The following is a 22,625-nucleotide window of genomic DNA, read 5'->3' as shown; positions in this document are numbered from 1 at the left end:
GACAATGTTACACTTAGCTGCAACGACATAAATTTTTATACGGTCAGGCTTCTGATGGGACCCGCCGAAGGCTGAAGCGGGACTCGGAACTCGGAACTCGGAACTTCCATGCGCCCCTTTCCGGAACTCCCATGAAAAATAAATACTCGCGGCGCTTTATAATTTTTATGCGCCGCACCTACACGACCCACGTCAGTCACGATAATCACGATGCGACAATGTTACACTTAGCTGTAACGACATACATTTTTATATAGTCAGGCTTCTGATGCGGCCAAATGACAATTTTACACATTTCTTACCCATCCTTCCTCCTCAAACGTCTATAAAAATGTTATAATGAATTTGTTATAGGCATATTATATATTTCAGCATTTCCTGACTGCTTTTTGACCTAAAGGGTGCTTATCTTGACTCAAACTTCTGACTCTTCAGCTGTCCCGCACTGGACTTCGGGGGCCCGGCTCTTTTCAGCTCTCATACTCATGGCCGGTGACTATGTGGCACTGGCGGCGGCCTCCGGGGCGGCGGTGGCCCTCCGGAATTTCCTCATGGGCGGAAACTTTGAAATCCCGCCCCTCTACCAGTACTTTATCGTGCCCTTTGTCTTCATGGTCTTCATCTTTTCGAACCGCCTCTACACCAGAAATATGGAACTGGTGCAGCTCCTGCCGCGGCTCTTTTACTCCTGCTTCTGGGGCGTATGCTTTGCCATCATCCTCATGTTCTTCACCCACGTGACCGGCCAGGTCTCCCGGCTCTTCGTGAGCCTTTTTGCCATATTGGCCTATGGATTCATGGTCATAGAAAAGCCCATCATCGGGAAATTCCTCCGCCACGCCCGGTGGCTCCAGGTACCCATCCTCATCGTGGGCGCAGGGAAATCGGCGGATGCGGCCATCCGGGAAATGAAGAATACCCCCGGCCTTGCCTACTTCCCCATCGGTTTCCTCGAAGATAACGACCATCCCGAATCAGCCTATGTGAAATACTTCCCCATCCTCGGCGGATTCAAAGATCTGGAAAAAATTGTAGGAAATACAGGAGTACGGGACATCCTCATCGCAGCCCCCGGCCTCTCCCAGGAGGACCTCTCCGCCCTCATCTACCGGGCCCAGACAGTGGCTGAAAACGTATCCGTCATCCCGAATCTCGTAGGAGTCCCCATGAGCAATGTGGAAGCAGCCTCCTTCTTCGATGAAAAAATCATGATGCTCCGCATCAAAAATAACCTGGCCAAACCGGTCAATCAGGTATTCAAGCGCATATTCGACGTAGTTCTGACCGTAGTGGGCGGTATCTGCATCTCGCCCATCCTTCTGGCCATCGCCTTCTGGGTCTACCACGACTCCCCGGGACCGGTCATCTTCAAACATCGCCGCATCGGAAAAGACGGAAAAGAATTCGACTGCTATAAATTCCGGTCCATGGTATCCAATTCCCAGGAAGTCCTCGAACACCTCCTGGCCACCGACCCCAAAGCCAAAGAAGAATGGGACCGCGAATTCAAACTGAAAAATGACCCCCGCATCACAAAGAGCGGAGAATTCCTCAGAAAGACAAGCCTGGACGAACTCCCTCAGCTCATGAACGTCCTCAAAGGCGAAATGAGCCTCGTGGGACCAAGGCCGATTGTAAAAGATGAAATAGAGAAATACGGAGATTACATCAAAGAATACTACATGGTGCTACCCGGGATCACCGGTATGTGGCAGACCAGCGGTCGATCCGATATCGACTATCCGGAAAGAGTAAGAATGGATAGCTGGTATGTTCATAACTGGTCCGTCTGGCTGGATATCGTTTTAATCTGGCGTACTTTTGGAGCAGTTTTGAAGCAAAAAGGTGCGTATTGAAGGCTGGTATGGAGATTTTCACTTATCCTGTCCGTCTGGTGATAAGGTGTAGAAGTATAGTTAAATTCTTTTATTATTTTTGAAAGAGTTACATAGGGAGCTTATTAATGAAACAAAGAATTGAATGGGTAGATATTTTAAAAGGTTTAACCATCATTCTTGTAGTCATAGTGCATGGAACCATTGGCATCCAAGATAGTAAAGCTGGTAGTTACCTACTTTATCCACAGATTATCAGCACGATAAGAAATATTATTCATAGCTTTGATATGCCTCTATTTTTTATTGTTGCTGGTGCATTTGTTGGACACTGGGGGGATTTACCGATAAAAAAAGCATTTGAAAAAAAGGCTTGGAGGTTGGGATACCCTTATTTTTTCTGGGGGGGTATAACTGCCTGTGCTATGGAATTTGCCAGTGGAAGTATTAATGGAAAATTAGGATTTCATAATTACTTGAACTCCTGGTATATACCATTTAGTGAATACTGGTTTTTATATATTATGTTCTTTATGTTTGTATTGTATTACATATATAATAGTTTACATTTTCCTGCATATTTACATACTAAATTATTTTTGAGTCTATCATTGTTGGCATTTATTGTGAATCCATATATTCCGAATGTATGGATAAGTCGGTTAATGTTTTCTTTTTGGATTTACTTTGCCATTGGAATCTACATTGCATCAATAAATTTACATTATAAAATAAATGGCAATGGTACACATCTATTGGGAAGCCTTATAGTTTTCCTGATAATAGAATTTATATATCTTTGGCAACTGGCAGGTAATCCTCATAGCAAAAACGTTTATTATTTATTCTTTTGCACATCGGTTTCTGGTACATACTTTGTAGCTAATCTTGCGGCTCTAATTAGCAGGTCAAAGGGATTAATAAGATTATACTTGGATTTTTGCGGAAAGTACTCTATGCAGATTTACTGTACACATATATTTTTCCTTGCTGGTATGCGTATGATTTTACTAAAAACGTCTCTTTTTAATTACCCTGCCATTATTTTAATTGTTTGTATATTAACAGCTTTAGTCGCTACAGCAGTATTTATAAATATTTCACAAAAGTATAAGGCTTTGGATACCTTATGCTTTGGCAAAAAAGTTTAATATCTGCACAAGGAGAATGAACTTGGATATAAACATTATGGTTGCCGCCCACAAAAAGTATTGGATGCCTGAGGATCCTGTATACTTGCCAATCCACGTTGGTGCAGAAGGCAAGCAGCCTTTAGGTTACACTCCGGACAACACGGGCGACAACATTTCTGCTAAGAATCCCCATTTCTGTGAGCTCACGGCCATTTATTGGGCGTGGAAGAATCTGGATGCCGATTATATCGGACTTTGCCATTATCGCCGGTACTTTACCCGGAAAGAAGTCAGGAATGTAGAAAAGAAAAAAGAACAGATCCTGACCGGCGCGGAATGGGAAAAGATCCTGTCTCAATACAGTGTAGTTGTTGCTGATAAACGGAAATACTACATCGAATCCAATTACTCTCATTACATCCATGCCCATCACAGAGAAGGCCTGGACATGACGCAGCAGATCATCCATGAAATGTACCCGGAGTACGATGCAGCTTTCAAAAAAGTGATGAACCGCACCTGGGCCCACATGTTTAATATGTTCGTCATGAGAAAAGACCGCTACGATCACTACTGCACCTGGATGTTCCGCATCCTTTTCGAACTGGAAAAACGGCTGGACATCACAGGCTATGACGTCTATGAATCCAGGGTCTATGGGTTCGTCAGTGAACTTCTCCTCGACGTTTGGCTCGAAAAGCAGGGAATTCCCTATAAAGAACAGAACGTCTCCTTCCTGGAAAAGCAGAACTGGCTGAAAAAAGGTGGGGCATTTATTCTCAGGAAGTTTACAAAAAATAGTTAATTGAAGAACATGCCTTAAGGGTGATAAAAATGAAAGTATTGATAGCAGCATTTCATCCCAGAACGATGACACCATATAGCAAGCTGTACGAAGATACCATTAAGGGAAATGGTAATGATTATGATATTGTGTTTTGGGATCGCTTTTCTAATGCTCCATTAGAGAGAAGTGGGAATGAATTTATTATTCACAGAATCTGTACCTTGGGAGGAAAGAAATATAAAAAAATTCCCGCATTCTTTTACTATCGCAATACGCTGAAGGAGATTATCCGTAGAGGCAGATATGACAGAATCATTATATTAAATACCATGCCTGGCTTTTTACTGAGCGACGTTCTTCTCAATCAGTATAAAGGTCATTTTGTACTGGATATTCGTGATTATACTTACGAGAAATATTCCTTTTATAAAAATAGAGTAATGAAACTCATTAATAATTCTGCATTTTCCACGATTTCATCAGCAGGATTTTTACGCTTCCTTGAGGATAGCCCAAAGTTAATGATTAATCATAATATAAGTAATCTTAGTGGTGATTTTCAGGCAGAGCCTCTGAAAGGCAAGGAAAAAATTACCATTGGGTTCATCGGTGTTATTCGGTATGAGGATATCAATAGAGGATTAATCAATCAGCTAAAAAATGATTTGAAATTTCACTTTAAATATATAGGTAGAGTATATCCTGAATGTCATCTAAAAGAATATTGTGAAAAAGAACATTTTTCGAATGTTTCTTTTGACGGAGCTTTTAACAATGACCAAAAGCCTGATATTTATAAAAATATAGATATTATCAATGCTGTATATGGAAATAATAAAATTGAAGTGACCAGTGCTCTGCCAAATAAGCTCTATGATTCTATTATTTTTAAGAAACCTATGATAGTTTCTACTGGAACATATTTGGCCGAAGTTGTTGAAAAGTATCATTTGGGGTTTGCACTGGATAAAGATGACGACCTTAGAGTAAGGTTGCAATCTTTTATTCAATCTTATGACCCAGATCAATTTAATGATATTGCAGAACGATTAATTGCTAAAGTTCTAAATGATCAGGGTAAAATTAAATCGGCCTTGGCCAGATTTTAAAATCGAGTGGCAAGAATCTTGAATTATAAGTCCAAAATGAATTTTAGTATTGTTTTCATCATAAAAGAGGTTATACATGAAATCTGTGATGCTGGTCTTTGGAACTCGGCCTGAAGCAATAAAAATGTGTCCCTTGGTGAATGAGTTAAAAGCAAGGGAAAATATTAAGACCATAGTTTGTGTAACTGGTCAGCACCGTCAGATGCTTGATTCTGTGCTGGAGGTTTTTGGGGTTGTCCCGGATTATGATCTTTCTATCATGAAACCCAGACAGACTCTTTTTGATATAACCACTGAAATTCTGAATAAAATTAAAGTAGTTCTGGGAAATGCAAAACCTGATGTGGTACTTGTTCATGGGGATACTTCGACTACTTTTGTTACAGCACTTGCTTGCTATTATCTCCAAATACCAGTGGGGCATGTTGAAGCTGGCCTTCGAACATACAATATTTACTCTCCCTATCCGGAAGAATTCAATAGGGAAGCAGTATCTCTGATTAGTCAATATAATTTTGCTCCGACTAAGCTCTCTCGTGATAACCTTGTCAGAGAGGGGCGAGATCCTAAAAAGATTTGGATTACAGGAAATACAGCTTGTGATGCCTTAAGAACAACGGTGAGGGAATCCTATTCTCATCCTGAACTTGAATGGGCGAAAGACTCTCGTTTGATCCTTATTACAGCCCATCGTCGGGAAAATTTGGGGCAGCCAATGCGTCAGATGTTCAAGGCAATAAAGAGAGTTTTGAATGAACATCCGGATGTTAAAGCAATTTATCCCATTCATATGAATCCTGCTGTTCGAGAAATTGCAACGGAAGTATTTCAGGGTGAGGATCGTATTCATTTGATTGAACCCCTCGACGTCCTTGATTTCCATAACTTTATGGGGCACAGTTTCTTGATTCTTACAGATTCCGGCGGTATCCAGGAAGAAGCTCCATCCCTTGGTAAACCAGTCCTTGTGATGCGTGATACCACAGAAAGGCCAGAAGGTATCCGGGCAGGGACTTTAAAGCTTGTAGGAACCAGCGAAGAAAAAATATATGAAGAATTTACTAGACTGCTTACAGATCAATCGGCATATAGAGCTATGTGTCATGCATCCAATCCTTATGGTGATGGACATGCCAGTGAAAGAATTGCCGATATTATTGAAACTGGAAAGATTGATTCCAAGCATGAATTCGGCATATATTAAGATGTCTAATTAATTGTGGCAAAAAGAGATTGTACTAAATGAAAAAGACCGTATGTGATGATTTTGAAAAACAAAACTGCTGTGGCTGTGGTGCATGCATCAACATATGTCCTGTGGGGGCTCTTTCTTATGGCAAGGATGACATGGGGTTTACTATCCCTTGTATAGATGAGAAAAAATGTATTCACTGTGGTGCCTGTTCCAGTATATGTCCGATTTTGAATAAAGAAGATCAGTCCATATTTCATAGTCCTCTTGAAGCATGGGCACTTCGCAATAAAAATGATGATGATCAGTTCCATTCTGCCTCAGGCGGAGTATTTATAGCTTTGGCTAAGGAGATGATCCGGCAGGGAGGAGTTGTTGCTGGCTGCATCATGGATGAAAATTTTAAAGTACGCCATGTAATAGTGGATAACCTTGAAGACATCCCAGCAATGCAGAAATCAAAGTATCTCCAGAGTGATATGGGTCAAATTTATCGCGAAGTTAAAAGAAATCTTCTAAAAAGAATTCCGGTCCTTTTTTCAGGGACTCCTTGCGAAGTAGCGGCTCTAAAACGGTTCCTGAAAAGAATAGACACGAAAAATCTCTATCTTGTTGATTTGGTATGCCATGGTGTACCAAGCCAGACTTTTTTTGATGATTATCTTGTCTCAATGCAGAAAAAGAATGGTAATCTTATACAGTATACGTTTCGCGCAAAGCATGATGCTCATGAAAATATGAATTATTTTATTTCGATGGAATTTAAAGGTTCTAGTAAACGGATTTGTTACTGGGCAGAAGATAGTTATAATTATTTCTTTCAGATGGGCGCGAATTATAGAGAAAGTTGTTACACATGTCCTTTTGCACAAACAAAGCGTACTTCTGATATAACCATTTGTGATTATTGGGGTTGGTCGCAATATCACAAAGGAGACTTTCCATTGGAAGTTTATGTTTCAGGAACACTTACCAATACGGAAAAAGGCAAATTGATGATTGAAAAAATCAGAGAAAATTTTCATATAGTGGCCACAGGTATTAATGACATTGTAAGTAATAATGGCTGCTTAAGACGCCCGACACCACGACCAGCAAATAGAGATAAAATTTTATCTATCTGGCGGGATAAAGGGTATGATGAACTAGAAAATAGATTTCAGCAAAAATATAAATGGATAATTCGAAAACATTGGTTAATGAGACTATTACCTGATAGTCTGATTTATAGAGTACATACCTGGAGGAAAAGAAATGGACATTAAAATCATTACTATACATGCCATGTATAATCCTGGGTCCGTATTCCAGGCATATGCTTTGCAGAAATATTTGCAGAAGGATAATAAGGATAATAATGTACAGATTATTGATTATCGTCCAAACTATTTTTATACTGAAGGATCCTGGTTGAAGCTTATAGGAAAGAAAATCCTTTTTGGAAAGGATTTTCGCAACAGAGATTATAAATTCAACAATTTTATTGAAAGTCATATGGATTTAACTGAAAAAGTGAAGAGCGAGAGCGATTTGGAAAAGGCGCATTTTAAAGGAGATGTATTTATAGCGGGCAGTGATCAGCTTTGGAATACCGATTATAAATGTGGCCATGATATGGCATTCTATCTTCATTTTGTAGAAGATGGAGAGAAAATCTCCTATTCTACCTCTGTTGGGAAGAAAGTTATTGATAACGAAAATATGACTATCCTGAAGAGGGAGCTTCCAGCCTTTCGGCATATCGCAGTTAGAGAGAAATCTACAGCAGGGATATTGAGCAAAGAGTTAAATCGAAAAGTTGAGTGGGTATGCGATCCTGTGTTTCTACTTAATAAAGAAGATTACATGCCCTTTATAAAGAAACAACCTTGGATGGATAAAGACTATGTAATGATATACATACCCCCACTCAAAAGCCGGCTAATTTCGGAACTGGTAAAGTATTACAAGAATAAAGGTTTGAGAGTTGTTTTATGTGGTGGGTTCACCAAGCGTTGCGAATGCGATCAAATGGTTAGAGATATGGGACCAGAAGATTTTCTTTCTATTATTTACTATTCAAAAGCTGTGGTGTGTGGCTCATTTCATGCTACGGCTTTTAGTCTGATTATGCATAAGAACTTTGTAAGTGTTGTTCCTAAGCCTAATGGCGAAAGAATCTTGAGCCTGCTGGAAGAGGCCGGATTAAAGGAGCGCGCTATGGATGATATGCTTTATGAAGACATACTTGAAAAGAAGATTGATTGGAATCATGTGGATGAAAATCTTTTAAATTATATTAATAGTTCAAAGAATTACCTCCAAAGTGTCCTAGATTATAAATAAGATAAGAAATAATTTGTAATGTTTCAATATTTTCAAAATTTTATTTCCAGAATTAAATTTATTAATTTCATCTTTATTAAGTTATAGATATGTTTTTGGAGTACATGTATGAATCGAAATAATGAAAAATTCTCGAAACGCTGTTTTTCATTAATGAAGAGACTTTGGTGGGAAAGCCCACTGCCTGATTCTATAAAGGAGAATGGTTTTTATAAAATTAAAGGCTTAGTGCGAGGTACCAGCAAAGGTGAGATGAACTTGAATTCAACAGTTGCCTATGCGAAACAGGTATTGGCAATTCAGGATTATAGTAATTCTTTTTCTATTGATTTTCCACAGGGTCCATATTTTGACTTAAAGAAAGATGACCCCAAATTCATAGCTTTTTACCTCCCACAGTACTACCCGGATAAGCATAATGAAAAATGGTGGGGGAAAGGTACTACTGAATGGACTAATGTTTCTAAAGCTGCTGCCCAGTATGTTGGGCAATATCAACCAAGACTCCCGGGAGAATTAGGGTTTTATGATTTAAGGGTACAGGATAATATTTATCGTCAAATTGAATTGGCTAGAATTCATGGAGTTTATGGGTTCTGTTTCTATTATTATTGGTTTGATGGTGAAAGACTACTGGATTTACCATTTGATAACTTCGTAAATGATTCATCCATTGATTTTCCATTTATGATTAGCTGGGTGAATGCAAACTGGACTAAACAATGGAATGGTAATTCCGATGTTCCGCTCATTAAACAAAGCCCTACAATAGAAAGTTATAAAGAATTTATTCGTTCTTGTACTAACTTATTTTTAAAGGAAAATTATATTACAATAAATGGAAATCCTGTGCTTCTCATTCATAAGCCATCCAATGTTCCATCTCCAAAAGAAGTTATTACTTATTGGAAGGAATGGGTGAAAAAGGAAATTGGAAGAGATTTATATGTTATGTGTTCATTAACAGATCATGATGATTATGAGAAAGATTATTTATCATTAGGATTTGATGCTGTTAGTGAGTTTGCCCCTGGTCCTCAGCTGAAAGATATGAAGCAAATTAATGAGACCAAACAATTTGTTTGTGATGAATTCTATGGAAAAATTCTTGACTATAAAGATTTTGTGGTTAATAAGAAATACTTTAAACACAATACAAGCAGAATGTATCGTGCCGCATGTCCTATGTGGGATAATACAGCAAGAAAGAAAAATACCGGAACCATACTTGACGGATCAACGCCAGACTTATTTGAGTCATGGTTAATTGATCTGGTTAAGGAAATGAATAGTAGAACAGATTTAGATGACAATTTCATTTTTTTGAATGCTTGGAATGAATGGGCGGAAGGGGCATATTTGGAACCGGACTTAAAATGGAAGTATAGCTATCTTGAAGCAATTAAAGAAGCTATTATGAAATCCAGAAATTAAGGAGTGTATTATGAAAGGTATCGTTTTAGCCGGTGGCAGCGGGACCCGTCTCTATCCGCTGACTCTCGTCACTTCGAAGCAGCTGCTTCCCATTTATGATAAGCCCATGATTTATTATCCCCTGTCCACCCTCATGCTGGCAGGCATCCGGGATATCCTCATCATTTCCACGCCTCAGGATTTGCCGAATTTCCAGCGCCTTCTGGGTGACGGCTCCCATTATGGATTGAATCTGCAGTATAAAGTGCAGCCATCTCCGGACGGTCTGGCCCAGGCCTTCATCCTGGGAGAAGAATTCATCGGCGGCGACTCCTGTGCCATGATTCTGGGAGATAATATTTTCTACGGAGCCGGTATGACGAAAATGCTCCGCCATGCAGCGTCCCAGACATCGGGAGCTACCGTCTTTGGGTACTATGTGGACGATCCCGAGAGGTTCGGAGTGATTGAATTTGACAAAGAAGGCAAAGCCGTCTCTATCGAAGAAAAACCGGAACACCCGAAGAGCAATTATGCGGTGACTGGCCTGTACTTCTATGACAATCATGTCTGTGAATATGCAAAGACTATAAAACCATCGGCTCGGGGAGAACTGGAAATTACGGATCTTAACAAGATTTACCTGGAAAAGGACCAGCTCCATGTGGAAACGCTCAGCCGCGGTTTCGCCTGGCTTGATACGGGGACAGTCGATTCTCTCTATGATGCGACAGTTTTTGTAAAAGCTGTAGAAAATCGTGCCGGTATTCCCATTGCCATGCTGGAAGAAATCGCTTACGTCAATGGGTGGATTTCCAGAGAGCAGCTGCTTGAAAATGCAGCAAAATACGGAAAGACTCACTACGGTCAATATCTGAAATCGGTAGCTGAAGGAAAAGTAAGAACGAATATTTAAACTAAGAGGGTATTATGACGAAGACTATGATTATAACCGGTGGTGCCGGGTTTATCGGATCGAACTTTATATTCCATATGCTGGAAGCTCATCCGGACTATCGGTTGATTTGCCTGGACAAGCTGACTTACGCAGGAAACCTTTCCACCCTGGCTCCTGTCATGGATAAGCCCAATTTCCGTTTCGTGAAAATGGACATCTGTGATCGGAATGCAGTATATGGACTCTTCGAAGAAGAGCATCCTGACGTTGTTGTAAACTTTGCCGCCGAATCCCATGTGGACCGGTCCATCGAAAATCCCACCATTTTCCTGGAGACGAACATCATCGGCACATCTGTCCTCATGGATGCCTGCCGGAAGTATGGTATCGAAAGATATCACCAGGTATCTACGGATGAAGTCTATGGTGATCTGCCCCTGGACCGCCCGGACCTTTTCTTTACGGAAAAGACGCCTCTTCACACATCCAGCCCGTATTCCTCTTCGAAAGCAGGAGCCGATCTTCTCGTAATGGCTTATCATCGGACTTATGGCCTGCCGGTGACCATTTCCCGCTGCTCGAACAACTATGGCCCCTATCAGTTTCCGGAGAAGTTGATTCCCCTGATGATCAATAATGCACTCAATGACAAACCGCTTCCCGTCTATGGAGATGGAAAGAACGTCCGCGACTGGCTGTACGTGGAAGATCACTGCAAAGCCATCGATCTCATTCTGGAACATGGCAGAGTAGGGGAAGTGTACAATATCGGCGGCCATAATGAAATGGCGAATATTGATATCGTACGGCTCATTTGCAAGGAACTGGACAAGACGGAAAGTCTGATTCATTATGTGACAGACCGGAAAGGCCATGATCGCCGCTATGCTATCGATCCTGCAAAAATTCACGCCGAACTAGGTTGGCTGCCGGAGACAAAATTTGCCGATGGTATCGTGAAGACCATTCACTGGTACCTGGAAAATGAAGACTGGTGGAAACCAATCGTTTCTGGAGAATATCTTCATTACTATGAAAAAATGTATGCTAAAAAGTTTTAATCTTTAAGAAATTATTTTAAATTATTGGAGAACGTTAATGAATATAGCAATTGCAGGCACCGGTTACGTAGGCCTTTCCCTGGCCACCCTTCTATCCCAGCACAATCATGTGATGGCTGTGGATATTATCCCGGAGAAAGTCAAACTCATCAACGAAAAGAAGTCACCTATCCAGGACGACTATATCGAAAAATACCTGGCAGAAAAGAAACTGGACCTCACCGCTACCCTCGATGCGGAAGCAGCCTATACCCAGGCGGAAATGGTCATCATCGCGACCCCCACCAACTATGACAGTGAGAAGAATTTCTTCGATACCTCTTCCGTGGAAGCAGTCATCAAACTGGTGATGAAATATAATCCGGATGCCATTATGGTCATCAAGTCTACCATCCCCGTAGGCTATACGAAGGCGATCCGTGAAAAGATGGGCACGAAAAATATCATCTTCAGCCCGGAATTTCTCAGGGAATCCAAGGCCCTCTATGATAATCTCTACCCCAGCCGGATCATCGTGGGCACGGACCTTTCCGATGAACGACTGGTAAAAGCGGCTCATACCTTTGCAGCTCTTCTCCAGGAAGGAGCCATCAAAGCTGACATTCCTACCCGCATCATGGGTTTCACCGAAGCAGAAGCGGTGAAACTTTTCGCCAATACGTACCTGGCCATGCGTGTTTCCTATTTCAATGAACTGGATACCTATGCAGAAGTCAAAGGCCTCGATACCCAGCGGATCATCGAAGGCGTCTGCCTGGACCCGAGAATCGGCCTCTTCTACAATAACCCCTCCTTCGGCTACGGCGGCTACTGCCTGCCCAAGGATACGAAGCAGCTCCTGGCCAACTATGCGGACGTTCCTGAAAATCTGGTGAAAGCCATAGTCGACTCCAACCGCACCAGAAAAGATTTCATCGCCGATCAGGTGCTGAAGCTGGCCGGTTTTGACCCGAAAAAAGGCGTTTCCGATCCCGATGCAACGATTGGCGTCTTCCGCCTCACCATGAAGTCCAACTCCGACAACTTCCGCCAGAGCTCCATCCAGGGAGTGATGAAGCGCATCAAGGCAGAAGGCGTGAAAGTCATCATCTACGAACCGACCCTGGAAGACGGATCCATCTTCTTCGGAAGTGCCATAGTCAATAATCTGGCAAAATTCAAAAAAGAAAGCTGTGCAATTATAGCGAATCGGTATAATCATTGTTTAGATGATGTGAAAAATAAGGTTTACACCAGAGACCTGTTTGAAAGGGATTGACGGTTAAAAAAATTCAGCTGTTTTGTAAATTGTAATTGACTGATCGGGTTTGAGGATATAAAGCATGTGTATCATAAGTCGCTTTGTTCATATATGCAGGATGATACCTCTATACCTGCATGGTTATTATCATTTTCATACACGTGTTGCTCTTCCTCTTAACGCAAGGACAGGGGGTGAAAAATATATTCATATAGGGAAACAGTGCGGATTTTCAACGCATCTTTGGCTTCAAGCTTATGATACTTATAAAGGAACACAGCTTCAGCATTTCAAACCTGAAATTATTATCGGTGATCGGGTGAGCATAGGGGAATTTGTCCATATTGGGTGCATAACTCGGATAGATATAGGCAATGATGTCCTTATGGGAAGTAAAATTTACATTACAGATCATAACCATGGGAATTATTCAGGAGTAAACCAGAGCAGTCCATTTCAACCGCCATTGAAGCGGTGTCTTTTAGAAGGGAAGCCTATTAAAATTGGGGACAGAGTCTGGATTGGGGAATTTGTTACAATCTTACCGGGTGTAACTATAGGCGAAGGAACTATAATTGGTACCCATAGTACCGTTACCCACGATATTCCTCCAAACAGTATTGCTGTGGGAAGCCCGGCAAGAGTAATTAAACGATGGAATGAATTACAAAGTAAATGGATTTCCGTATGAGTAATTCATAAATATATCGGAAATACAAATCAGGGGAAATTATGAAAGTGCTTTTTGTTCTTAATACAACCATTATGGGAGGGGGAAATATTTCCTTCATCAACTTGGTTAAAGGGCTTCATGAAAAAGGGGTCAAATGTTACATAGCATCACCAAATAAATTAGTTGATGTGAGTTTTAAAGAATCTGCCGGAGAAGCAATCGAAAAATATTATTATGCTCACATTACTTCCTATGTGCATGATGATGTATCATGTTATCATGGGCTTAGAAAACTTAAAAAGATAGTCAAGTATATCCTTAAGAAGAATCCGATTTCAAAATCCTACTCTTCCTATAAGGAATTAAAGGATATGGAAGATATAGTTGCCGAGGTTAAGCCAGACATTATCCATACAAATGTCGGCGTGCTGCAGGCTGGTTATAGAGTCGCAAAAAAATTGGGAATTCCCCATATTTGGCATTTGAGAGAATATCAAACAAAAGATTTTTACTGGAAAATAGAGCCAAGCTATGAAGGCTTTATAAATAAACTCCATGATAGTTATGTAATTGCTATTACCAGAGACATCCTCAGGTATTTCCATCTGGGAAATGATTTTTCTGCCAGATGTATTTACAATGGATGTTTATCCGTAACAGATTCATATCTGGATTTGAATAAAGAAAATTATTTCCTGTGCTGCAGTCGAATTTCGCCTGAGAAGGGGCATAAAGAAGTAGTAAAAGCCTTTGCCATATTTTATAAAAAACACCCCAACTACCGGTTAGTCATTGCGGGGTTTGGTGATCCCCAATATATACAGGAATTAAAAGATGATGCGGACCGTTATGGATGTTTAAAAGCTGTAGATTTTATAGGATTTCAAAAAGATGTAAGGCCATTTATGAGAAAAGCAAGAGCCTTGATTGTGGCTTCGCGCTTTGAGGGGTTTGGCCGTATGACTGCAGAAGCGGCTATTTCCGGCTGTCTTGTTATTGGTCATAATACAGGTGGGACAAAGGAAATTCTGGATATTACGGGAGGATTTCCCTATATGGGAAAAGCAGAGAGTCTGGCGAAAGCAATGATTCAAGCAGCTGACTTGGATAAAAATGCATATCAGAAAATGGCAGAGATTGCGCAAAAACAGGCAGTCCAATTTTTTTCTAATGAATCCAATATTCGTAATGTTTACTCGTTCTATCGGGAAATCCTTTCTGACAAGTAGTATTTAAAAGTTTGTTACTATATTTTTATTGAGGAAATGGAGCGTTTTATGAGTAAAATATTAACTGTTTCAGTTGCTGCTTATAATGTTGAAGATGTAATTGAACAATGTTTGGATTCGTTTATAAAATCCAATTTTCTGGATGATTTTGAGGTTATTGTTGTTGATGATGGATCCAAGGATCATACGGCAGAAATCGTTCGCAGGTATGAGAAAAGGTATCCGGAAACAATCAGATTAATTGCAAAAGAAAATGGTGGACATGGTTCAACAATCAATACAGGATTTAAAGCTGCACGCGGCAAATATTTTAAAATCGTAGATGGAGACGATTGGGTTGACGTACGTGCTTTTGATGAATTGATTACCTTTTTAAAAAATCAAAACCCTGATGTGGTTATTAATAATTACAATAAAGTATATGGAGGTTCGATACACCTGGTTCATGTGTATGGAAATCTCAAAGAACGTACATTATACCAGTTAAAGGATTTAGTAAACACTAAAGTTCCGTCCTATCCCATGCATACAATGACTGTGCGAGTTGAATTATTAAAAAAGTCGGGAATAAATATCAGTGAGCATTGTTTCTATGTAGACAATGAGTTAATTTTTTATGCAATGTTGAATTGTAAAACTTTGGCTTTTCTCCCGGGAGCAATTTACCAGCATCGATTAGGAGTGGATGGACAAAGTGTAAGTCCGGAAGGATTGTATAAACATATAGAGGATCTGATGCATGTTATAGATAAACTATTTTCCCTTTATAATGAAATTTATGGTAATGATTTTACCTCACCTAATAGTAAATATCTTTTCAATCAGTTATCAAATATGTATAACTTTTTATTCAGAGCATATATTGTTATACGTAATTCAGATAAAGATAAACTTTTAAAAGATTTCGATACTCCATTCAGAGAAAAATTTAAAAATTATGTTTCAAGAATAAATTTAGGTAAATTAGGGTTGATTCAAAAAAATTACTCTTTCGGATTATGCATTTTCAGACTGGTTTATTCTCTAAGGAGAAAGTAAGTTTGATTTATAGCCAATAATAAATTTTTTGAATTAAATATTTTGATTCCTATATTCATGGAGTGGAAATGAGTAAAATAAAGAATTATAAACTTTTAATTGAAAATATTTTTTCTTTATTTGCAATTAGAGGTTTTGAATATGTAGTGTCATTTTTGACTTTTCCATACCTGGTTCGAACGATAGGGATTAGTTTGTTTGGCAGTATTGCTTTTGCCCAAAGTATTATTACATATTTTAACCTTTTTACCGATTATGGTTTTAATATGACTGGACCTCGCGATATTGCCAAGCATGATCAAGTGGGTGATAGAGGACGTGTATTCTCTTCTATCTTTGGTGCTAAGATATTGCTGCTCTTGATCAGCGTTATTCCTCTTGCATGTTTACTGTGGTATGCAGGAACTTACACAACATATGAGCCTGAACTGTTTTTAGTTGTATATATTGGTGTAGTGGGAAGCGTTATATCACCGGTCTGGTTTTTTCAGGGAATTCAGCAGATGAAGTATATTACTCTGGTCAATGCAATTGCCCGAATTGTTACGGCTTTAGGAATATTTATTATTGTGAAATCTGAGGATGATTACCTTTGGGCAGCTTTGCTACAGTCGATTCCATCTCTTATTGCAGGTTTTATTTCATGGATACTCTTATGGAAACGATTCCCTGATGTTTGCCGCCTTCCAAAATGGGAAGGTGTAAAACAAGCTTTGCATGATGGGTGGGATATTTTTGCCTCAAATATTGCAATCAATCTTTATACGGGAAGTAACGTTGTATTTCTTGGTATGCTCACCAATAACACAATAGTTGGATATTTTAGTAGTGCAAAAAAGATTATTACTGTGGTAAGGCGTGGATTAGCACCTGTAACAGAAGCTATATACCCGCATATCAGTAAGATGATTGAAAAAGATAAAAATCAGGCACTTAGTTTTATTAGAAGGGTAATGAAGTTATATTGTGGTGGGAATTTAATTATTTCACTCATTTTACTCATTTTTGCTGGGCCGATTATCCAGTTGTTATTGGGGACACGATATGAAGATTCTATTATAATGCTTCGTTTATTGGCTATGATTCCATTTGTTGTATCGTTGAGTCAAATCTTTGGCGTTCAAACTATGTTGCCATATGGTATGAATAAAGAATTTAGCCGAATAATTATCAGTTCTGCAGTATTGAATACTATTATCGTTTTTCCATTGATATATTTGGCAAATGGAGCTGGGGTTTGTATTTCTATGATGTGTACTGAATCTTTTGTGACTTTAGCAATGGCCTGGGTATTACATAAAAAACATATTTTGATTTAATTTTACTCTGAAAAAGTTACATCTTAATGCGCTCATTTGAGGTAATTTACTATGCAGAAAGTTAGAAAGGCAGTGATTCCGGCGGCCGGATTTGGCACTCGTTTTTTACCAGCAACAAAAGCTATGCCAAAGGAAATGCTGCCTATCGTAGATAAACCGACGATTCAGTATATTGTGGAAGAAATCATTGAAAGCGGGATCAATGAAATCCTGATCATTAGCGGTCATGCGAAGCGGGCCATCGAGGACCATTTCGATTCTTCTCCGGAACTGGAGCAGCATCTGTATGAACATAACAAGATGGCGGTGCTGAAGGAAATCCGGAAGATTTCTTCCATTAATGTATTCTACGTGCGTCAGAAGCATATGAATGGCCTGGGGGATGCGATTCGCCTCGCTCGGGAATTTGTGGATGGAGAACCATTTGGGGTCATTCTGGGTGATGATATTGTTTATACAGGAAATGGCGAACCGGCTCTGAAACAACTGATGGATCAGTATTATAAGACTGGATGTACAGTCATTGGCTGCCAGACGGTTAAACGGGAACAGGTTTCCGCTTATGGAATTATTGATGGAATTCCTACAGATGATCCGAATCTGGTCAAAGTGAAGGATATGATTGAAAAACCGTCAATAGAAGAAGCACCAAGCAATTTTGCTGCCCTCGGCCGCTACGTCATTACACCAGATGTGTTTGACGTACTAGATCAGACGAACCCTGGAAAAGGTGGAGAAATTCAGCTGACTGATGCACTTCGTGCCATGGCTCATACGGAAAAAGTCTTTGCTTATAATTTTATTGGTAAAAGATATGATACTGGAGATAAACTGGGATTTTTGAAAGCTACTGTAGAATTTGCATTACGTAGGGAGGATCTTAGGAAAGCATTCAAATTGTACTTACAGGGAGTTATAAATAGTTAATCCTTAATTGTTTTATAAATTATGAATCCTGGGTTGATAGGCGGATTTATAAAGCTTATCATTATCACATTAATTTTTTATTAAGCCGCTTTAGTGTTTAATTTAAAAATAATTTCGTCAATTCACTTTTGTTTTATTGTTAAGATGTGAGCCCTATGGCAAAAAGAAACCAGATATTCCAATACATGCAGGCCATTGCTATTTTAATGGTTGTGGATAATCATACCGGCTATCGGTTGGGGATGTTAAATAATATATTTCCCTATAATTCTTTTTATATGCCTCTTTTTGTTTTTATATCTGGTTATTTTTATCACTCGATGCCATTTATTTCAAATATTATACATAAAGCAAAACGGCTTATAGTGCCATATGCTGGATGGGTATTTATAGGTGAATTAGTCAGCTATGCTCTTTTAGCAGCTGGCATTGTTGATTGGTATAAGCCCATGTCGCATGATCGGGTAATTTATGCAATGCTTGTTGATTCGACCTGTTCTATTACTGGCGCATTGTGGTTTGTGGTAATGCTGTTCTGGGTATCTATTAGTTATAATATAGTTTTCAAAATGGTCCATTATTTTGGGCGTTCGATTTTACCGACTTCTAAATCTGGATACAATGACTTAGTCGTAAACACTTTATTTTTAGTTCTCGTAGTGATAGGTGGCTGTTTGGCAGTTTATTTATGCATGCATGGTTACCACAAAAGAAACATTTATTATTTGGCAGCTTTAAGGACTATATTTTATTTACAATTCTTTCATTTGGGCTATTATTTCCATCGATACTTGGAAACATATATTCAAAGATTTAATAGATTAATAGTGTGCCTGGTTTGTGTGGGTATCAATGTAACTTTAGGATGCTTTTATAATATTAATTTTCCTGCAACAGTGGGAATGAATAATTTTCATTCTTGGATATTGCCGGTTATAACATCAATGACAGGAATCTTATTTTGGTATGAAGTATCATTTTTTCTTTCTTCTAAAATTGGTGAAAGAAAAGAAATCAATTTTTTAGCTGAAAATACTTATACTGTCATGGCAACGCATACGTTTTTCATGAATATTCCGAAGTTTTACATATACTATCGAATTTTATCAGGGGAGTAAATATTTACTCTAATTTTAATATCAAGGCTTTTAAAGCTAGTGCATGGGGTGGATATACTCCTCAAATTAATCTTGTCGCCTTTTTCTGCGGGGTAATAGGAAGCTTATTGCTGGCATATGCTCTTACTAAATTTCAAAAACAGTGCTTAAGTAGAATAATTATTAATTTACAAAATATTATCTCCTGATAAACGTGGAGTGCATTTTACAAGACAGGGTGAAATATGGATAGATTGCTGTTTGTCTGAAACAAAGTTTTTAATAATGGAGGTTTTAACATATGCGTTTAGGAAACCTGAAGGATGAATGGGAAGAATTTGGATTTAGCGTTGTCGCCGAACATATAAAATCAAAGCTAACCGGGGATAGTCAAACATATTTATTAAAGAGACAAGAAGTTTGCAGCAGGATGACTTTACCGGAGATTGAGAAGAATCTCAAGCGAACATTCAAAAAGGTGATTGGAAGAGACTTAAACTTACAGAATCCGAAGTCATTTGATGAGAAAATACAGTGGTTAAAGATTTATGATGCGACACCGCTGAAAACAAAACTTTCAGATAAATATCTGGTTCGCAGTTTCGTAGAAGAACGCACGGGGAGAAAAGATATACTTGTGCCTCTTCTTGGTGCATGGGATAGTTTTGATGATATTGATTTTTCCAAGTTGCCAGATCAGTTTGCACTTAAGACAAATCATGGCAGTGGAATGAATTTTGTGGTTTCCGATAAAAAAAATTTTGATGTTAAAGCTGCCAAAGCCAAGTTTGATTTTTGGATGAAACTGAACTTTGCATTCTGCTTTGAAAATTTCGAAATGCAGTATCGAGATATTCCTCGTAAAATTATTGCAGAAAAGTTCATAAAGCAGATGGATGGTAATCTTTACGATTATAAAATACATTGCTTTGATGGGGAACCTGTATTTTTGCAACTTATTGGTGACCGGAATTTGGAAAAGCATACAGCTTATGAATCATTTTTTGATTTGGAATGGAAGCAACTGCCATTTTCAGAAGGAGTTTACCCTTCTTATGATGCAAGCCATTCTCCACAGTGTCCGGATAATTGGCAGGAAATGCTTGACGTTGCAAGAAGACTGAGCGAAGGTTTTGATTATGTTCGTGTAGATCTCTATTCTATTAGTGGGAAAACCCTTTTCGGAGAAATGACTTTTACGCCTGCTAATGGCCTGCATCCGGGCTTTACACCACCTGAAACTGATTACGAATGGGGGAATCTAATCCATCTTCCAGAAAAATATTTTCTACAATATCCTGAAAGGTAAAATTTTCATTAAACTTTGAATCGAGAAATTACTATGAAGTATGAGAAAGCTAATTAACAAGATTTTTTTACTAATTTTGGGGCGAAAATCTATTGGGTTAAGAGTAGACTTGTGTTATAGTATTTAAAGATCTAATGGTTGATAAGGCATGAATTGAACTGTATAGGGTGTAACCTGTTATTTGGAGAGTGGGAAATGGCAAATATCGAAAAAGTACATAAAATTCTTTTTTCATTGATAGTTATATGTATCATATTTACGAAAATTCCGACAATTTTGAATTTTCCACTTTGGGGAATGGGTGGATACTATACATCCAGGTTAGTTATATATCCTTTATATGCAGCTTTAATTTTTGAAACCTATACTTTATGGAAGACGCATAAAGACGGAAGCCTGAAATTTACTCGGGAAGCTAGGTATTCTTGTTTCTATTTCCTTGTTTATTTCTGTATTCTTTTTATTTCTCTATGCCATGGGTTGACAATATATCCTTACATGGATGCCATTTTACACGGCCCTGGACAAATTGAGAAAATTCCAGTTGTTCTAAATTTTTTAAATCATCACGGATTACCGATAACATCAGCACAGTTGACTAAAGTATGGATAGCTGCCAGGTACTTAAAATTCTTTATAATCAATGCTTTCCTGACTTTTGGCGCTTCCTATGTACTTTTTACCTGGTGCTGTAAGAATGTAAAAGAATATTATAATATTGTTGTTAAGTGTATCATTATTTCATCATTGGTTATGATAGCTTATTCATGCATCGAGACCGCTTATTTAGCACATTTTGAATGGGCTAAAAGGGCACTTACGATAATTAATCCAATTTTACATGTCATAAAAGAAAATGGAAGCTGGTATCCTCCTCTGCTATGGAAAAATCAATTACGATCTATTTTCCCGGAACCTTCTCATTTTGGCATTTATGCTTCATTTGCTTTACCTTTTTTATGGTACGAATTTGTAACAATTATAAATCTTAAAAAGAAAATCGCAGTTGGAATCATTATTGCAGCTTTTACCTTTTTCCTGTTTTTAACAAATGCAAGAACCGCAGTGGCTTTGTTTTTAGGAGAAGTTGTTCTATTAGGATTGTATGTTTTATATAATCGTTCAAGAAAATTTGTCATCAATGCTTTGATTATTGGCTTGATTTCATTAATAACTTTCGCAGGTGCGGTGGGTTTTGTCGCATATACGAATCTGTCTGAATCAAAGCCTACTGTAATTCAACAGCAAACTAAAGGAACGAAAAAGGCAACTCCTTCACAGGCCCAGAAACAACCAAATAAGAGTCCTGCAAAGCCAACAAAGCCAAAGAAAGATATGAATGCTGCCGTCCAATCCTATGTTGATTCGAATTTAAAATCTTTAGGCTCTTCTGATCAGCGAAGTAATAAAACAAGATTTTCTGTAATGAAAGCTGATTTTACTGTGGGTTTGGAGCATCCATTATTGGGTGTGGGTTATAATTTACGCAGTCCTTACGTTGTCGACAAAATGAAACACTATGGTAAACCGACATATGAAATGAAAATGTGGTTTAAGCGAATTCATGAAAAAGGAATTCTTCATGTAGGCATTCCATTGCTGGGAAACTATACCGTCCTTTTTGCTGAAACCGGCATTCTGGGACTTCTGGCATGGCTTTTCCCTCCCGTATTTCTTATCATTGGCCTTCTGAAACTATTGTGGCACGACAAAAATCGTATGGATACCGGGTTCTTCTTAATATCCTTGATTGGCATACTGGCATCGGGTATTGGGGAAACTATTTATGTATTATATGCTTACTGGGTTTTGCTAGCCTTGGGATATGCACTTTTGGTAAATGAAATTAATGCAAAATATAATTCTGAGATGTAGTATTTAATATTAGCTGTATATCATTTTTATATAAATGGTATACAGCTTTTTATCATAAGGAATAATAGCAATATTACAGTTATTGGTCAGAACAAAAGATGTAAACTTTCACTGGAGGATTTGAACATCATTTATACAAATAATTTTAGAGTTATATATTTTCAA

General features: G+C 38.6%; 19 protein-coding genes. All 19 read left to right on the top strand.

Annotated elements, in window-relative coordinates; all coding sequences use genetic code 11:
• The first annotated feature begins 410 nt into the window (after positions 1-410).
• The 19 genes from wbaP (at position 411) to QZN42_RS04730 (ending at position 22,460) form a co-directional block, all read left to right on the top strand.
• Positions 411-1,856: an undecaprenyl-phosphate galactose phosphotransferase WbaP gene (wbaP, locus tag QZN42_RS04820; RefSeq protein ID WP_296954776.1), complete on the top strand. Its 1,446-nt coding sequence runs from the start codon at positions 411-413 to the stop codon at positions 1,854-1,856.
• Between the two features lie 107 nt (positions 1,857-1,963).
• The gene (locus QZN42_RS04815) at positions 1,964-2,986 is read left to right on the top strand and encodes an acyltransferase (protein WP_296954774.1); all 1,023 of its coding nucleotides are present in this window, start codon (positions 1,964-1,966) and stop codon (positions 2,984-2,986) included.
• A 22-nt stretch (positions 2,987-3,008) separates the two neighbouring features.
• Entirely contained in the window at positions 3,009-3,773 is a 765-nt protein-coding gene (locus tag QZN42_RS04810) for a DUF4422 domain-containing protein (protein WP_296954773.1), read from the top strand.
• Positions 3,774-3,802: 29 nt separating this feature from the next.
• Positions 3,803-4,864, top strand: a complete 1,062-nt coding sequence (locus tag QZN42_RS04805) for a hypothetical protein (protein WP_296954771.1) — start codon at positions 3,803-3,805, stop codon at positions 4,862-4,864.
• Between the two features lie 76 nt (positions 4,865-4,940).
• The gene (wecB, locus tag QZN42_RS04800; RefSeq protein WP_296954770.1) at positions 4,941-6,068 is read left to right on the top strand and encodes a non-hydrolyzing UDP-N-acetylglucosamine 2-epimerase; all 1,128 of its coding nucleotides are present in this window, start codon (positions 4,941-4,943) and stop codon (positions 6,066-6,068) included.
• A gap of 38 nt (positions 6,069-6,106) precedes the next feature.
• Positions 6,107-7,321 (top strand): Coenzyme F420 hydrogenase/dehydrogenase, beta subunit C-terminal domain, encoded by a 1,215-nt coding sequence (locus tag QZN42_RS04795; protein ID WP_296954769.1) that lies wholly within the window; start codon positions 6,107-6,109, stop codon positions 7,319-7,321.
• On the top strand, positions 7,311-8,381 hold the full coding sequence (locus QZN42_RS04790) for a polysaccharide pyruvyl transferase family protein (protein WP_296954768.1): 1,071 nt from the start codon (positions 7,311-7,313) through the stop codon (positions 8,379-8,381). Before QZN42_RS04795 ends, QZN42_RS04790 begins: the two co-directional genes overlap by 11 nt.
• 108 nt (positions 8,382-8,489) lie before the next feature.
• Complete coding sequence (locus QZN42_RS04785) at positions 8,490-9,815, top strand: glycoside hydrolase family 99-like domain-containing protein (protein WP_296954766.1); 1,326 nt, start codon at positions 8,490-8,492, stop codon at positions 9,813-9,815.
• Between the two features lie 10 nt (positions 9,816-9,825).
• Entirely contained in the window at positions 9,826-10,710 is an 885-nt protein-coding gene (rfbA, locus tag QZN42_RS04780) for a glucose-1-phosphate thymidylyltransferase RfbA (protein ID WP_296954765.1), read from the top strand.
• 14 nt (positions 10,711-10,724) lie between these two features.
• Positions 10,725-11,753 carry a dTDP-glucose 4,6-dehydratase gene (gene rfbB, locus QZN42_RS04775; RefSeq protein ID WP_296954763.1) on the top strand — a complete coding sequence of 343 codons (1,029 nt, stop codon included), beginning with the start codon at positions 10,725-10,727 and terminating at the stop codon, positions 11,751-11,753.
• A gap of 37 nt (positions 11,754-11,790) precedes the next feature.
• Positions 11,791-13,011, top strand: coding sequence for a nucleotide sugar dehydrogenase (locus tag QZN42_RS04770; protein ID WP_296954762.1), 1,221 nt, complete (start codon positions 11,791-11,793; stop codon positions 13,009-13,011).
• A 64-nt stretch (positions 13,012-13,075) separates the two neighbouring features.
• The gene (locus tag QZN42_RS04765) at positions 13,076-13,684 is read left to right on the top strand and encodes a hypothetical protein (RefSeq protein WP_296954760.1); all 609 of its coding nucleotides are present in this window, start codon (positions 13,076-13,078) and stop codon (positions 13,682-13,684) included.
• 41 nt (positions 13,685-13,725) lie between these two features.
• Positions 13,726-14,895 carry a glycosyltransferase family 4 protein gene (locus QZN42_RS04760; protein WP_296954758.1) on the top strand — a complete coding sequence of 390 codons (1,170 nt, stop codon included), beginning with the start codon at positions 13,726-13,728 and terminating at the stop codon, positions 14,893-14,895.
• 48 nt (positions 14,896-14,943) lie between these two features.
• Complete coding sequence (locus QZN42_RS04755) at positions 14,944-15,933, top strand: glycosyltransferase family 2 protein (protein ID WP_296954757.1); 990 nt, start codon at positions 14,944-14,946, stop codon at positions 15,931-15,933.
• Between the two features lie 68 nt (positions 15,934-16,001).
• A complete protein-coding gene (locus tag QZN42_RS04750; protein WP_296954755.1) occupies positions 16,002-17,252 on the top strand; it encodes a flippase in 1,251 nt (416 codons plus the stop codon).
• A 51-nt stretch (positions 17,253-17,303) separates the two neighbouring features.
• On the top strand, positions 17,304-18,179 hold the full coding sequence (gene galU / locus QZN42_RS04745) for a UTP--glucose-1-phosphate uridylyltransferase GalU (RefSeq protein ID WP_296954754.1): 876 nt from the start codon (positions 17,304-17,306) through the stop codon (positions 18,177-18,179).
• 155 nt (positions 18,180-18,334) lie between these two features.
• Complete coding sequence (locus tag QZN42_RS04740; RefSeq protein WP_296954753.1) at positions 18,335-19,297, top strand: acyltransferase family protein; 963 nt, start codon at positions 18,335-18,337, stop codon at positions 19,295-19,297.
• A 280-nt stretch (positions 19,298-19,577) separates the two neighbouring features.
• Complete coding sequence (locus QZN42_RS04735; protein ID WP_296954751.1) at positions 19,578-20,585, top strand: ATP-grasp fold amidoligase family protein; 1,008 nt, start codon at positions 19,578-19,580, stop codon at positions 20,583-20,585.
• 195 nt (positions 20,586-20,780) lie between these two features.
• A complete protein-coding gene (locus QZN42_RS04730) occupies positions 20,781-22,460 on the top strand; it encodes an O-antigen ligase (RefSeq protein WP_296954749.1) in 1,680 nt (559 codons plus the stop codon).
• Positions 22,461-22,625: the final 165 nt, after the last annotated feature.

Source organism: uncultured Dialister sp. (genome assembly GCA_900314595.1).
Lineage (GTDB): Bacteria > Bacillota > Negativicutes > Veillonellales > Dialisteraceae > Dialister.
The sequence above is the reverse complement of the archived record's forward strand: the minus strand, read 5'-3'. Positions and strand labels throughout refer to the sequence as shown.

Excerpts from the sequence above, each read along its gene's own strand:
- QZN42_RS04740 (WP_296954753.1), top strand. The coding sequence starts at position 18,335 with ATGGCAAAAAGAAACCAGATATTCCAATACATGCAGGCCATTGCTATT.
- QZN42_RS04765 (WP_296954760.1), top strand. The coding sequence starts at position 13,076 with ATGTGTATCATAAGTCGCTTTGTTCATATATGCAGGATGATACCTCTA.
- wecB (WP_296954770.1), top strand. The coding sequence starts at position 4,941 with ATGAAATCTGTGATGCTGGTCTTTGGAACTCGGCCTGAAGCAATAAAA.
- QZN42_RS04735 (WP_296954751.1), top strand. The coding sequence starts at position 19,578 with ATGCGTTTAGGAAACCTGAAGGATGAATGGGAAGAATTTGGATTTAGC.
- QZN42_RS04755 (WP_296954757.1), top strand. The coding sequence starts at position 14,944 with ATGAGTAAAATATTAACTGTTTCAGTTGCTGCTTATAATGTTGAAGAT.
- rfbB (WP_296954763.1), top strand. The coding sequence starts at position 10,725 with ATGACGAAGACTATGATTATAACCGGTGGTGCCGGGTTTATCGGATCG.
- QZN42_RS04815 (WP_296954774.1), top strand. The coding sequence starts at position 1,964 with ATGAAACAAAGAATTGAATGGGTAGATATTTTAAAAGGTTTAACCATC.
- QZN42_RS04795 (WP_296954769.1), top strand. The coding sequence starts at position 6,107 with ATGAAAAAGACCGTATGTGATGATTTTGAAAAACAAAACTGCTGTGGC.
- QZN42_RS04770 (WP_296954762.1), top strand. The coding sequence starts at position 11,791 with ATGAATATAGCAATTGCAGGCACCGGTTACGTAGGCCTTTCCCTGGCC.
- QZN42_RS04760 (WP_296954758.1), top strand. The coding sequence starts at position 13,726 with ATGAAAGTGCTTTTTGTTCTTAATACAACCATTATGGGAGGGGGAAAT.
- QZN42_RS04785 (WP_296954766.1), top strand. The coding sequence starts at position 8,490 with ATGAATCGAAATAATGAAAAATTCTCGAAACGCTGTTTTTCATTAATG.
- galU (WP_296954754.1), top strand. The coding sequence starts at position 17,304 with ATGCAGAAAGTTAGAAAGGCAGTGATTCCGGCGGCCGGATTTGGCACT.
- QZN42_RS04805 (WP_296954771.1), top strand. The coding sequence starts at position 3,803 with ATGAAAGTATTGATAGCAGCATTTCATCCCAGAACGATGACACCATAT.
- QZN42_RS04750 (WP_296954755.1), top strand. The coding sequence starts at position 16,002 with ATGAGTAAAATAAAGAATTATAAACTTTTAATTGAAAATATTTTTTCT.
- QZN42_RS04730 (WP_296954749.1), top strand. The coding sequence starts at position 20,781 with ATGGCAAATATCGAAAAAGTACATAAAATTCTTTTTTCATTGATAGTT.
- rfbA (WP_296954765.1), top strand. The coding sequence starts at position 9,826 with ATGAAAGGTATCGTTTTAGCCGGTGGCAGCGGGACCCGTCTCTATCCG.
- QZN42_RS04790 (WP_296954768.1), top strand. The coding sequence starts at position 7,311 with ATGGACATTAAAATCATTACTATACATGCCATGTATAATCCTGGGTCC.